Here is an 11923-nt window from a genome sequence, read left to right as displayed (position 1 = left end):
GCGCTCACAGAAGGAAGCCGCTCCACAATTTTCTAGTGTAAAACATGCCGGATCTGCGCAAATTGAAAATACACCACTGAAAGGAGGAACTCTCAATGCCAAACAACAACAACAAGGTGGTCGCTAGGGCAGCTCGCGCTCTGGATCAGATGAAGTACGAAATCGCTGCCGAGTTCGGTGTCGAATTGGGGGCTGAAACGTCTTCGCGTCAAAACGGTTCCGTTGGTGGAGAAATTACGAAGCGTCTGGTGGCGTTTGCAGAACAGGCGCTGGCTGGACAAACCGGTCAAGCTCGATAAATTCATAATTGGTATAAAAGCCCCCGCTTGGGGGCTTTTTGCATGAAAACCAGCTTTTTTCAGAATCGCAAATGTGCTACAGTAAGAACACGGCACGGAACCTGAAGTCAGCGATTTGGCAGACAGCGGGGCGGCCGGTGACTTGCATCGTTGTATGGATTGGTGTTATTATGTTAACTGCTACTTTCAAACGGACAGGTGGTGCTGCTATGAAACCTTATCGAATATTGCTGTACTACAAGTATGTTCATATAGACGATCCCGTGCGGTTTGCGGAAGAACATCTGCAGTTCTGTAAGGAACTCGGAGTGAAAGGCCGCATTTTGGTGGCGGAAGAGGGGATTAACGGCACGATTTCCGGTACGGTTGAGCAAACCGACACGTATATGGAAACGCTGCACAACGATCCCCGTTTTGCCGATATGATATTCAAAATCGACGAAGCGGATGACCATGCGTTCAAGCGGATTTCGGTCCGCCCGCGGAAGGAACTGGTGACGTTCCGGCTGGAGGAGGACATCGACCCGAACCAACTGACCGGCAAATATCTCAAGCCGAAAGAGTTCTTCGAAATGATGCAGCGGGACGATGTGCTTATCCTCGACGGCCGCAACGATTACGAGTATGATATCGGCCATTTCCGCAACGCGATCCGGCCGGGAGTCCGATCGTTCCGCGAATTTCCCGAATGGATCCGCCAAAATCTCAGCCAGTACAAGGACAAGAAAATCCTGACGTACTGCACGGGCGGCATTCGCTGCGAAAAATTGTCCGGCTTTTTGCTGAAAGAAGGGTTCAAGGAAGTCTATCAACTGGAAGGCGGCATCGTCACCTACGGCAAAGACCCGGAAGTGAAAGGACAACTGTTTGACGGAAAATGCTACGTGTTTGACGAGCGGATCTCCATTCCGATCAATCAGGTGGAAGACGTGATCGTCGGAAAATGCCACCACTGCGGCAAACCGGAGGACCGCTACATCAACTGCGCATACGATCCTTGCCATTTGCAGCACATCTGCTGCCCGGAATGTGAGGAAAAATTCCAGGGCTTTTGCTCGGAGGAATGCATGGCTCAGGTCGTCAAATCATAACGCATACCCCTGGTCTTTTCCGACACAGGGGTATTTTTTCTCAGAACGGCTGATTTCATTCGGACAAAACCTCACTCACGGCCGCTTGCACCGTTTTCCGCAGTTGGAGAATTCCTCACATTCCGATTAAAGGTCCAACTGCTCTGCTCTCGCGGGATTTCCCTGCAACACCGTGCGATCCCAGGCCGTTGCAAATCGTGATCCTCCCAGCGATCTTTCATTTGGCAAATGCCCCTTTCCCGGTATTTTTCCTGGTGCGTTGCACAGCAACCTGGCCGGCCCACATTTTTCCGATCACATTTTTTTTAGGGCCGATGCTCACGAAATTTCGTCCAGCGTTTTTTCGAAACTGGGGGCGAGATGCGCGAGAAAATAGTCCAGTTCCGGCATGTTCAACTCCTGCATTTTTTGCTCGATCTGCTTTTGCGCGACGGCAAACTCGCGGTTGCCGGCCGACAGTTCGGATGCGCATTTCAAATAGGCGTCGAGCAAATCGGCCGCTTTCACCCAGTGCCACAGGTGCGGGTCCGATTTTTCCAGAATCAGCGGCCGGTACCTCTGTTGGAGGGGCTCGGGGATCATATTCAGCAGTCGGTCGGCCGCCATTTGTTCGATCTCCCGGAAGTTGTGCAGGATGTTCGGGTTGTGGTGTTTGACCGGAGTCGGAATGTCGCCGGTGAACACTTCGGTGACATCGTGAAACAGGGCTAACGTGACCGCTTTCTCCGTCGGCACCTGTTTGCCAAACACGCCGTTTGCGATCGAGCAAAGGGCGTGGGTCAACAACGCTACATGAAAGGAGTGTTCCGCCACGTTTTCGTCCACTACGTTGCGCATCAGACTCCAGCGCTTGATGTAGCGCAACCGGTACATATAGGCAAAAAAATGACTTTCCATTTTGCATCCCTCTGCATTCGATAAGTGGCAGCAACCGCTTGCCCCAACCAGTGTACCACAACTTCGGGAGCTGTTTGAACTTCAGAAGCTGGAACCAGTCGAACAACCGGGTCCCCTCCTGTTCCGCGATGTCCCGGATTTTGAAGGCTTTTCTTGCGCTGCCTGTCGCAACGCGGATCTGATGGTGGCAACCCGGCTCCTGCTGCAGAGGAGAGCGGGACAACGCACAGGACTGGATGCGGGTGCGCGGTACGATTGCCGTCTCGCGCGCGATATGACGGCACGAATCAGGATTGTGCCGTTTGCGATGGCCCATCCGGTATCGTGAAATTGCCAGGCGCCAAACAGACCGGCAACCGGAACCAGCAGCAGGCTCCACAGCCCATGCGGAAAGAAAGCGATTGACAAAGTTACTGCCACGAGCGCAGCGGGAATCATCATCCGCAATGTGTGTAGCGCCGTTTGGCCCGTGCAGTCAATGGCTGCAAGCCCCTTCGGCAAACGCGGGGATTCGTTTGTTTTTGCAGGCATTTCCCGAATCGTGTCCACGTATGAATGAAACAGGTGGAAAGGAAGTGAGGCGAATGAAACGGACTCCGATCATCGGCATTACCGGCTATCATGTGCGCGGAGAGGAAGGATACGGGGGATCGTTCCGCGGCGTGCCCGGACAGGGATTCAGCGTGGTCGGCCACGATTACATCCACGCGGTGCAGCGGGCAGGGGGGATCCCGTTGGGAGTGCCGGTAGGTGACGTTTCGCACGCGCACGAGGTGATCGAGGCGGTGGACGGACTGATCCTCAGCGGCGGTGAAGATATTGATCCGATGCTGTACGGGTCGCATCCCGATCTGCGCTGCTGGACGATTGTGCCGGAGCGGGACCGGTTTGAACTGGCCCTGATCGAAGAGGCGCTTCGGCAGAACAAACCGCTGCTGGCCGTTTGCCGGGGCATGCAGCTTGTGAACGTATTTTTTGGCGGTTCTTTGTATCTGGACCTATCAGACTGCCCGGGTGAAGTGTTGGCCCATCAAGTTCCGCGGGCACCTCGCTGGTATACGGCACATCGCGTCAATTTGATTTCGCCTGTTTTGCAACAACTCTATCAGGCGGAACAGATCGAAACGAACAGTTATCACCACCAGGCGGTCAAGGCAGCAGGCGGCGGTTTGCAGGTGGCGGCGGTGGCGGAGGATGGGATCGTGGAAGGGCTGGTGCATCCGGATCATCCGCAGCTGCTGGCGATTCAATGGCATCCGGAAATGATGGCCGTCCGATCGGAAGCGGGCCTGATTCCATTCCGTTGGCTGGTTGACACGATTCGGCAACGCAACGGCGGGTGAAGCATGGCATTAACCGCATACGATCGCGGAGGAGGGAGAACCATTGGCAAAATTGGCTGCAGACAGATGGAACTTCCTGTGGATTAACGGAGAAAAAGTGACTTTGACGAAAATGATCGAAGTGCAAAACCCGGCGACCGGCGAGGTGGTTGGGCATGTCCCGCTGGGAGGCGAAGCCGAGACAAGGCGGGCGGTCGAAGCTGCCTGGCGCGCCTTTTCCAAGTGGTCGAAATTGCCCCCGCATGAACGGGCGGGATACCTGCAGGACTGGGCCGACCGGATTCTGGCGAACCGCGATGAGCTCGCATTGCTGCTGACGTTGGAGCAGGGAAAGCCGCTGGCGGAAGCGAGAGGGGAGATCGAGGGGGCGGCCGCTTTTGTCCGCTGGTACGCGGAGGAAGCGAAGCGGGCGTACGGGGAATGGATTCCGGCCTCGCACAGCGATCGGCGGATTCTGGTGATACGCCAGCCGGTGGGGGTGGCCGGCCTGATCACGCCCTGGAATTTTCCCGCGGCGATGGTGGCGCGTAAAGCAGCGCCCGCGCTGGCGGCAGGCTGTACGGTGATGCTGAAGCCGGCGAAACAAACGCCGCAAATTGCGATTGCGCTGTTTGAGCATCTGATGGATACCGGGATACCGGCCGGGGCGGCCAATCTGGTGACCGGTGATTCGGCGGCGATCGGCGGAGCGCTTTTATCGGATCGGCGCGTGCGCAAAATCTCGTTCACCGGTTCGACGGAAGTCGGCAAACATCTGATGCGGCAGGCGGCTGATCAGGTGAAACGGCTGTCGCTGGAACTGGGCGGCAACGCCCCGGCGATCGTCTTCCCCGATGCGGATCTCGACCGGGCGGCCGATGCGATCGTAGCGAACAAGTTTGAGAACTGCGGGCAGGTCTGCAACGGCATCAACGTCATCTATGCGCACGGGGAGATCGCAGAAGCGCTGACCGAAACAATCGTGTCCCGTGTACAAGCGTTGCGGGTCGGCAACGGTTTGGAACCGGGAGTCGCGGTGGGTCCTTTGATCGATGAGACGGCCCTGCGGCGCGTGGAGGCGTTGCTGGCCGATGCGGCGGCAAAAGGAGCGCGGGTGCGAACGGGGGGCGCCAGGTTGACGGATGGGCCGTACCGGAACGGAACCTTTTTTGCGCCGACTGTGCTCGATCGCGTGACACGCGGGATGGCGCTGGCGCACGAAGAAATTTTTGGGCCTGTGGCACCGGTGATCACGTTCGAAACGGAGGCGGAGGTACTGGCCCACGCGAATGATACACCGTATGGCCTGGCGGCCTATGTGTTCACCCGTGATATTTCGCGCGTCTTTCGCATGAGCGAAAGTTTGGAATTTGGCATGGTGGCCGTCAACGGGACGTCCCTCAGTGTGCCGCAAGCGCCGTTTGGCGGCATCAAGGAAAGCGGAACGGGACGGGAAGGAGGCCATCACGGGCTGCAGGAGTATCTGGAGTATAAGTATGTGGCCATGACGCTGGATTGACGGAAACGAGAAGCGTGAGAGGGGGAGGGAGCGTGGAAATGAAACACAAACGGTATCGCGGATTGATCTCGAAAGAGCAGTTGGAGCAGGCGATGATCGAAGGGGAAATCGATACGCTGATCATCGCGATCTGCGATATGCAGGGCCGGCTGATGGGAAAGCGGTTGACCGGTGAGTATTGCCTGCGCAACGGGTTGAAGGGGACCCATTTTTGCATCTATCTGTTGGGGACCGACATGGAGATGAACACGCCGGGCGGCTACCAGTTGATGAACTGGGAAACCGGGTACGGGGACTGGCTGGCGCAGCCCGACTGGTCGACCTTGCGGGTGGTTCCCTGGCTGGAAAAAACGGCGTTCGTGCTAGCCGATCCGGTCGATGAACGGACGGGTGAGCGGGTGGCGGTGGCACCCCGCAGCATTTTAAAGAACCAGTTGGAGAAAGCGGAAAAAATGGGGTTTCGCCTGCAGATGGCCAGCGAACTGGAATTCTATTTGTTCAAGCAAACCTACGAACAGATCCATCAAAACGGATACAGCGTGCTGCAAACGGCGGGCCACTACAACGAGGACTACAACTTGCTGCAAGCAACGCGGAACGAGCTGATCTACCGCAAAATCCGCAACTGGATGCTGGAAGCGGACATTCCGATCGAGTCGTCGAAAGGGGAGGCATGCGCCGGGCAGCACGAAATCAACATGCAGTACGGCGATGCGTTGACCGCCGCCGACCGGCATGTATTTTTCAAGCATGGTGCGAAAGAAATCTGCCTGCAAGAGGGGTATGCGATCACCTTTATGGCCAAACCGGATCATCGATGGACCGGATCGAGCGGCCATCTGCATATCAGCCTGTGGGATGTGAAACAGGAAGCGAATCTGTTCCATGACCCGAAAGGGACGCAGTATGGGATGTCGGAGCTGATGGAATCTTTTCTGGCCGGTTTGTTGGCCTATACGCGGGAGTTTTCCCTGTTTTTTGCCTCAAATGTGAATTCCTACAAACGGTATGCACCGGAAAGCTGGGCGCCCGTGTCAATCGTGTGGAGCCGCGACAACCGGACAGCCGGCTACCGGATCGTCGGCGATGGGGCGAGCCTGCGGATCGAGTGCCGGATTCCGGGAGCGGATATGAACCCGTATCTGGCGTATGCGGCGATGATTGGCGCGGGGCTGCAGGGCATTCAGCAGAAATTGCCGCTGCCGACCGAATTCAGGGGCAACGCTTACAAGGTGTCGGGCGTGCCGCGGGTGCCGGGATCGCTGTATGAGGCGATGCAACTGTGGAAGGAAAGCCGGGCCGTCCGCGAAGTGTTTGGCGGACTGGTGGCCGACCATTATTACAACATGGCGCGGGTGGAGCAACAGGCGTTTGACGCGGTAGTCACCGCCTGGGAGCGGGCGCGGTATTTTGAGCAGGGGTAAACGATCATCTCCCATCAAAGCGACGCAAAGTTTCGAGCGCATTCCGAGTACTTGGGATCCAACAGGTACTGACTCTCAGCGACATGAAACTTGCAAAAGGAGCGGATGAGGATGCGGTTGCAAGATAAGGTTTGTATCATCACAGGTGCGGGAAGCGGCATGGGGCAGACGGCAGCCCGCCTGTTTGCCAAAGAAGGGGCGAAAGTCGCCGTGTTCGAACTGAACGAAGAGGCGGGCCGGCGGACGGTGGAACTGGTGCGGGAAGCGGGCGGAGAGGCCGAATTTTTCGCTTGCAATGTGGCGAATGAGGACAGTGTGAAACAGGCGGTCCGCCGGACAATCGAATGTTACGGCAAAATCGACGTCCTGTACAACAATGCGGGTATCATGCCGGCGGAGGACCACTCGGTGATCGACACCCCCGTCGAGGTGTGGGACCGGGTGATGGATGTGAACGTGAAAGGCATCTACCTGATGTGCAAATATGTGATTCCGGAGATGTTGCCCCGGCAAAAAGGATCGATCATCAATATCGCCTCGTTTGTAGCGTTTATGGGCTGCAGCGTGCCGCAGGATGCGTACACCGCATCGAAAGGTGCGGTCGTGTCGCTCACCCGCTCGCTGGCGATCCAGTTCCGGCCGCACGGAATTCGCAGCAACGCGATCTGTCCCGGCCCGATCGAGACCCCTTTGTTGCTCGATTGGCTGGTGAAAGACGAAGAGGCGAAGCGCATCCGCTTGAGCCGGCAACCGAGCGGGCGATTCGGCAGACCGGAAGACATCGTGCATTGCGCGATTTACCTGGCGTCCGACGAGTCAGATTGGACGAACGGGGCGATTCTGAACGTGGACGGGGGCATCACGTGCAACTATTTTTGATGGAGGTGGGACGGGGATGACGGCGCTGGGGATTTTGCTTGTATTGGTGACGCTCGCGGTGGCGGTGGCGATTGGCCGGAGGGCGAACGAAAGTGTGCGCACATTTGATGAGTCGCAGCATGAGAGCTTTCTTGGCTCCCGGGCCCAACCGAAGTGAAGGGGCAAACATCGGAATCAGAAGGGAGGCATACCGATGGATAAGCGGAAACAGGCGTTGGAAGACAAGAAGCACCTGCATCAATTTGGCTACGCGCAGGAACTGCTGCGCGACATGGGGGGATTCTCCAATTTTGCGATCTCGTTTTCGATCATCTCGATTTTAACCGGGGCGGTGTCTCTTTACGGTCACGGTCTCACCTACGGAGGACCGGGCATAATGGGCTTCGGCTGGACGCTGGTGGCGCTGTTTGTCCTGTTGATCGCCACCTCGATGGCGGAACTGGCATCGGCGATTCCGACTGCCGGAGCGCTCTATCACTGGGCGGCGATTCTCGGCAACCAAAGGTGGGGCTGGTATACGGCCTGGATCAACTTGATCGGCCAGATTGGGATCGTCGCCGGGATTGACTATTCATGCGCTCTGTTTGCCGATCCGCTGCTGGCGGGAGCGTTCGGCTACAGTTCGACCGAAACGACGACGCTGCTCGTATTTGGCATCATTCTCCTGCTGCACGGCATTTTGAACCATGTCGGGATTCGGATGGTCGCGCGGCTGAACGATTTTTCCGCCTGGTATCATATCGCGGTGGTGGCTGTTCTCGTCATCAGCCTGGCGTTTTTTACAAAAAACAGCCTGCAGCCGATCGAGTATCTGTTCCAACTGGGGCAGACATTCTCCGACAAACCGTATGCCCTGGCGTTTCTGATCGGACTGCTGCAAGCGCAGTGGACGTTCACGGGCTATGACGCTTCGGCCCACACGATCGAGGAAACGGTCAACCCGCGGGTGCGTGCCGCGTGGGGAATCTTTACGTCCGTCGCGTTTTCGTTCGTGTTCGGGTTCATCATGCTGGCCGTTGTCACCCTGTCGATACAGGATGCGGCGGCAGCCAGCGGTGCCAGCAACGCGTTTATTTACGTTATCAGTCAAGCGCTGGGTGGCACATTCGGCAACGTGGTGCTGTGGTTGGTGACGCTGGCGATGTGGTTCTGCGGGCTTTCGTCGGTGACTTCGTTCTCCCGCATGATGTACGCTTTTTCCCGCGACAAAGGGATGCCCGGGAGCTCTCACTGGGCGCAAATCAGCCGCAAATACCGCACTCCCGCGAAGGCGATTTGGCTGGCAGTGGTATTGTCGTTTGCGCTGGCGTTGTTCGATTATATTGTAAAATCGGTCAACCCCGATACAAGCTACACCACGCTTGCGTTTCTGACCGCGGTCAGTGTGGTGGGTCTGTACGTATCGTATGGAATCCCCATTTTTCTGAAGTTGCGGGCGGAAGCGAAAGGCGTATTTTTGCCAAAACATTACGGACCTTGGAATCTCGGAAGCTGGAGCAAGCCGGTTAACGCCATCAGCCTGCTGTGGATTGTATTTATCTCCGTCATCATGGTGATTCCCCCGAACGAAAATGCGCTGTATGCGCTGATCGGCATGTTTGTCTTGCTGCTGGTGATGGATTTCGGTTATTACAAGCGGCATTTTGCGGGACCGCAAGCGGCGCTTGCCACTTCGCAGGAGGAAATCAGGCGCAGGGAAGCGGAGTTTGATATGTGAGAGACAACACCACGTCCCCTGTGCCGAACAGGGGGCGTGTGCGTCTGTATCCAGCTTTACACAATCTTCAGCCCCTCGCTGACCACAAACGACACACAGGGAACGCGTTCCGACCGGACTGTGTCTTCCGCCCCGAACACATTCGCCAAAACATACGGCTCACCGGGACGCTCCGGTACATACAGTTCGATCGTCAGATGGGGAGGATCGACAATCCAGTATTCAGGTATGCCAAATCGCGCATACGATTCCTTCTTCATGACCCGATCCCGTTTCGCGCTGTTCGGCGAAAGGATCTCGATCACCAGATCGGGCGGACCGACCACCCCGTGCTCCTGAACGATCGATTTCCGGCTTCTGTGAACCAGCAGGATGTCAGGCTGCCGGGTCTCCGTATCAGACAGGATCACGTCGACAGGCGCATGAAGAATAATGTACTCCTGTTCGCACGAATCGATCAGCGTACGCTCCAACTGCTGGCTGATCCGCTGGTGGGTGGTTGTGGGGGACGGTTTCAGTTCCAGTCTCCCGCCGACAATTTCATACTGGTTACCGTCTTCCGGAAGCTTCAGGTACTCCTCGACAGTCCACCCTGACTCCTTGACTGAAAGCGGCTTTTTCTTGCTTTCATAGTCCATGGGTTCCACCTCCGCGCACACCCATTTTATATTCATTGTCGCACGTATGTTCGTATCTGTCAATTGAAGAGTGGAGCTCCATTCCGATTCACGAAAAAATGGCAAGCGGAGACAAGCGGGCGCGGTGTCATTCTTTCCGCTCTGGGCATAGGTTGTAGCGGAAAAACAGGGGAGGGGCGGATGGGAATGGCAAATCGTCAGGTGCTGGCACACCTGCAAAACAGTCTGTATGCGCTGGAGGTGCAATGCTCGCTGTCGACGCAAATGGAACTGAACCCGGAAACGAAAGCGCTTCCCGGTTTGCGGGACGTGGACAAACACAACTATGAAAGCAGTTACCACCGGACGACGGCGATTGGATGCCTCCGCCGGATACTGGCGGGTGAACGGCACCCGGATGTAATGGGAATCATGATTCGCTGCATGCTCGAGGCGGAAGAGCATGATGTGGAAACGGGAAGAGCCATGGATCGCATGTTGCGGTCGGCCACCACGAGGACGGCCGAACAATGGGTGCGCACCGCGAAGCGGTGGCAGGAGCAGCAATTGGTTCATCTGCGGGAGGCGATCGTTCTCGCCCGGTCGCTGGTCGGCGAGTCGATGTGGGAGTATGCCAAAAAGCTGGAATACTAAAAGAAAATCGCCGTTCGGACCGGGCGGCGGTTTGTTGTTTGCGTCATTTGTCTTGACAAAAACGATCGTACCGTTGTAATATGAAGGCGATTAGTTTAAACGTTTAAACGAAAAAACAAAACGGGGCGAAGAGATGTCAGATTCCACCGCAAACCACCAGGACGTGCTGATGCTATTTCGAAAATGCAACCCGCTGTTTCATGCGCTGGGTGATTCGATGCGGCAGGAAATCATCCTTCTGCTGGCCGATCATGAGAATCTTAACGTCAATCAGATTGCAGAGCAGCTGCCTTTGTCAAGACCCGCCATCTCGCATCATCTGAAAATTTTGCGGGAAGCGGGGCTGGTGTCCGTTACCCGGAAGGGAACGGAAAACTATTACTCCTTGCAATTGGAAGATGCGCTGCAACTGCTGAAAGAACTGATCAAAGCCGCCGAGGAAACCTGCCTATAGGTTGCGATCCGGTCGAAGACCTGTTTTTGCCCTTAACGTTTAAATGTTTAAACCAACAAACCAAATTGGGAAATCGTGCGAAACGGAGGAGAAAAAATGGGGAAAACAGCACTGATTACAGGAGCATCCAGTGGAATCGGCCGAGATTTGACCAAGCTGTTCGCGAGAGACGGATATGATCTTGTCCTGGTGGCAAGAAGCGAGTCGGTTTTGTCCCGGTTGACAAAAGAATTGCAAGAGCAGTTCGGGATATCCGTGAAAGTGATTGTCAAAGATTTGGCGCTGCCCGCTTCACCGGTTGAAATTTATGAAGAACTGCAAAAAGAGTCCATCCGGGTGAACGTGCTTGTCAACAATGCCGGCTTCGGTCTGTACGGCTTTTTCAGCGAAACCGACGGGCAGGCCGAATGGGAGATGATCCAGCTCAATATCGCAGCTTTGACGCAGCTCACCAAATTGTTCCTGCCGGCGATGATGGAACGGGGGGAAGGAAAAATTCTGAACGTGGCTTCCATGGCAGCCTTTCAGCCTGGGCCGCTAATGGCCGTGTATTATGCGACGAAAGCCTATGTCCTGTCCTTTTCGGAGGCACTGGCGAATGAGTTGCAGGGTACCGGCGTCAGCGTCACCGCCCTCTGCCCCGGCCCCACCAGCACCGGGTTTGAAAAACGGGCGGGGCTGGAGCAGTCCAAACTGTTCAAAAGCGGAACCATGGATTCCGAAACGGTGGCGAACATCGGCTATGTCGGGTTGATGCAAAACAAGACGGTTGTGATTCCCGGGCTAAAAAACAAACTGATGGCGTTCTCGGTCCGGTTTCTCCCGCGCAACACGGTTACCCGCATCGTCCGTATGGTGCAGGGGAAGCTAAAGCATGAACCGAGAACGCCCTCGCAAAACATAAAGGCTTAAACCCCCATGCCCCTGGCGGGGCACAACATGATTATGAAAATGTCCTCCAAAGCGATTTACTTTTCGGCGTCCATAAGCGAATATGAAACCAAGCAGGACAGGAAGGTTGTGTTTTTTATGGGGGATCGACCCCGAGGC

Annotated in this window: 13 protein-coding genes and 1 pseudogene; 11 read left to right on the top strand and 3 right to left on the bottom strand. The window is 56.0% G+C overall.

What is annotated here, in order from left to right; translation table 11 throughout:
• The first annotated feature begins 95 nt into the window (after positions 1-95).
• Both C230_RS0105475 and trhO read left to right on the top strand, forming a co-directional pair.
• Complete coding sequence (locus C230_RS0105475) at positions 96-299, top strand: alpha/beta-type small acid-soluble spore protein (RefSeq protein WP_018131031.1); 204 nt, start codon at positions 96-98, stop codon at positions 297-299.
• A 209-nt stretch (positions 300-508) separates the two neighbouring features.
• Positions 509-1390, top strand: a complete 882-nt coding sequence (gene trhO, locus C230_RS0105470) for an oxygen-dependent tRNA uridine(34) hydroxylase TrhO (protein ID WP_018131030.1) — start codon at positions 509-511, stop codon at positions 1388-1390.
• Positions 1391-1708: 318 nt separating this feature from the next.
• On the opposite strand, the gene yfbR is transcribed toward trhO, so the two are convergent.
• Positions 1709-2287 (bottom strand): 5'-deoxynucleotidase, encoded by a 579-nt coding sequence (yfbR, locus tag C230_RS0105460; RefSeq protein WP_018131028.1) that lies wholly within the window; start codon positions 2285-2287, stop codon positions 1709-1711.
• Positions 2288-2393: 106 nt separating this feature from the next.
• Positions 2394-2603, bottom strand: a pseudogene (locus C230_RS23845) (PH domain-containing protein); the annotation flags it as partial.
• A 268-nt stretch (positions 2604-2871) separates the two neighbouring features.
• On the opposite strand from C230_RS23845, the gene C230_RS19565 reads away from it, so the two are divergent.
• The 6 genes from C230_RS19565 (at position 2872) to C230_RS0105430 (ending at position 9148) form a co-directional block, all read left to right on the top strand.
• Positions 2872-3630 carry a gamma-glutamyl-gamma-aminobutyrate hydrolase family protein gene (locus C230_RS19565; protein ID WP_018131027.1) on the top strand — a complete coding sequence of 253 codons (759 nt, stop codon included), beginning with the start codon at positions 2872-2874 and terminating at the stop codon, positions 3628-3630.
• Positions 3631-3673: 43 nt separating this feature from the next.
• Positions 3674-5128 (top strand): NAD-dependent succinate-semialdehyde dehydrogenase, encoded by a 1455-nt coding sequence (locus C230_RS0105450; RefSeq protein WP_018131026.1) that lies wholly within the window; start codon positions 3674-3676, stop codon positions 5126-5128.
• A 38-nt stretch (positions 5129-5166) separates the two neighbouring features.
• Complete coding sequence (locus tag C230_RS0105445) at positions 5167-6552, top strand: glutamine synthetase family protein (RefSeq protein WP_026174153.1); 1386 nt, start codon at positions 5167-5169, stop codon at positions 6550-6552.
• A gap of 111 nt (positions 6553-6663) precedes the next feature.
• The gene (locus tag C230_RS0105440; protein ID WP_018131024.1) at positions 6664-7431 is read left to right on the top strand and encodes an SDR family NAD(P)-dependent oxidoreductase; all 768 of its coding nucleotides are present in this window, start codon (positions 6664-6666) and stop codon (positions 7429-7431) included.
• A 16-nt stretch (positions 7432-7447) separates the two neighbouring features.
• Positions 7448-7588, top strand: a complete 141-nt coding sequence (locus C230_RS22920; RefSeq protein ID WP_018131023.1) for a hypothetical protein — start codon at positions 7448-7450, stop codon at positions 7586-7588.
• Positions 7589-7624: 36 nt separating this feature from the next.
• Positions 7625-9148, top strand: coding sequence for an amino acid permease (locus C230_RS0105430; RefSeq protein ID WP_018131022.1), 1524 nt, complete (start codon positions 7625-7627; stop codon positions 9146-9148).
• 56 nt (positions 9149-9204) lie between these two features.
• Here the strand turns inward: C230_RS0105430 and C230_RS0105425 are convergent, their stop codons facing one another.
• Positions 9205-9786, bottom strand: a complete 582-nt coding sequence (locus C230_RS0105425) for a Uma2 family endonuclease (RefSeq protein ID WP_018131021.1) — start codon at positions 9784-9786, stop codon at positions 9205-9207.
• Between the two features lie 186 nt (positions 9787-9972).
• Between C230_RS0105425 and C230_RS21245 the strand changes: the two genes are divergently transcribed.
• The 3 genes from C230_RS21245 to C230_RS0105410 all read left to right on the top strand — a co-directional run bounded on the left by C230_RS21245 (position 9973) and on the right by C230_RS0105410 (position 11785).
• Complete coding sequence (locus C230_RS21245; RefSeq protein ID WP_156807361.1) at positions 9973-10419, top strand: hypothetical protein; 447 nt, start codon at positions 9973-9975, stop codon at positions 10417-10419.
• Positions 10420-10552: 133 nt separating this feature from the next.
• Positions 10553-10873: an ArsR/SmtB family transcription factor gene (locus tag C230_RS0105415; RefSeq protein WP_018131019.1), complete on the top strand. Its 321-nt coding sequence runs from the start codon at positions 10553-10555 to the stop codon at positions 10871-10873.
• A gap of 96 nt (positions 10874-10969) precedes the next feature.
• Positions 10970-11785 (top strand): SDR family NAD(P)-dependent oxidoreductase, encoded by an 816-nt coding sequence (locus tag C230_RS0105410; RefSeq protein ID WP_018131018.1) that lies wholly within the window; start codon positions 10970-10972, stop codon positions 11783-11785.
• Positions 11786-11923: the final 138 nt, after the last annotated feature.

It is taken from the genome of Effusibacillus pohliae DSM 22757, from assembly GCF_000376225.1.
Taxonomy (GTDB): domain Bacteria; phylum Bacillota; class Bacilli; order Tumebacillales; family Effusibacillaceae; genus Effusibacillus; species Effusibacillus pohliae.
Note: the sequence above shows the minus strand (reverse complement) of the source record. Positions and strands in the feature narration are given on the sequence as shown.

What these genes read in the sequence shown, in the direction of transcription:
- C230_RS0105475 (WP_018131031.1), top strand. Translation starts at nt 96, where the DNA reads ATGCCAAACAACAACAACAAGGTGGTCGCTAGGGCAGCTCGCGCTCTG.
- trhO (WP_018131030.1), top strand. Translation starts at nt 509, where the DNA reads ATGAAACCTTATCGAATATTGCTGTACTACAAGTATGTTCATATAGAC.
- yfbR (WP_018131028.1), bottom strand. Translation starts at nt 2,287, where the DNA reads ATGGAAAGTCATTTTTTTGCCTATATGTACCGGTTGCGCTACATCAAG.
- C230_RS19565 (WP_018131027.1), top strand. Translation starts at nt 2,872, where the DNA reads ATGAAACGGACTCCGATCATCGGCATTACCGGCTATCATGTGCGCGGA.
- C230_RS0105445 (WP_026174153.1), top strand. Translation starts at nt 5,167, where the DNA reads ATGAAACACAAACGGTATCGCGGATTGATCTCGAAAGAGCAGTTGGAG.
- C230_RS0105440 (WP_018131024.1), top strand. Translation starts at nt 6,664, where the DNA reads ATGCGGTTGCAAGATAAGGTTTGTATCATCACAGGTGCGGGAAGCGGC.
- C230_RS22920 (WP_018131023.1), top strand. Translation starts at nt 7,448, where the DNA reads ATGACGGCGCTGGGGATTTTGCTTGTATTGGTGACGCTCGCGGTGGCG.
- C230_RS0105430 (WP_018131022.1), top strand. Translation starts at nt 7,625, where the DNA reads ATGGATAAGCGGAAACAGGCGTTGGAAGACAAGAAGCACCTGCATCAA.
- C230_RS0105425 (WP_018131021.1), bottom strand. Translation starts at nt 9,786, where the DNA reads ATGGACTATGAAAGCAAGAAAAAGCCGCTTTCAGTCAAGGAGTCAGGG.
- C230_RS21245 (WP_156807361.1), top strand. Translation starts at nt 9,973, where the DNA reads ATGGCAAATCGTCAGGTGCTGGCACACCTGCAAAACAGTCTGTATGCG.
- C230_RS0105415 (WP_018131019.1), top strand. Translation starts at nt 10,553, where the DNA reads ATGTCAGATTCCACCGCAAACCACCAGGACGTGCTGATGCTATTTCGA.
- C230_RS0105410 (WP_018131018.1), top strand. Translation starts at nt 10,970, where the DNA reads ATGGGGAAAACAGCACTGATTACAGGAGCATCCAGTGGAATCGGCCGA.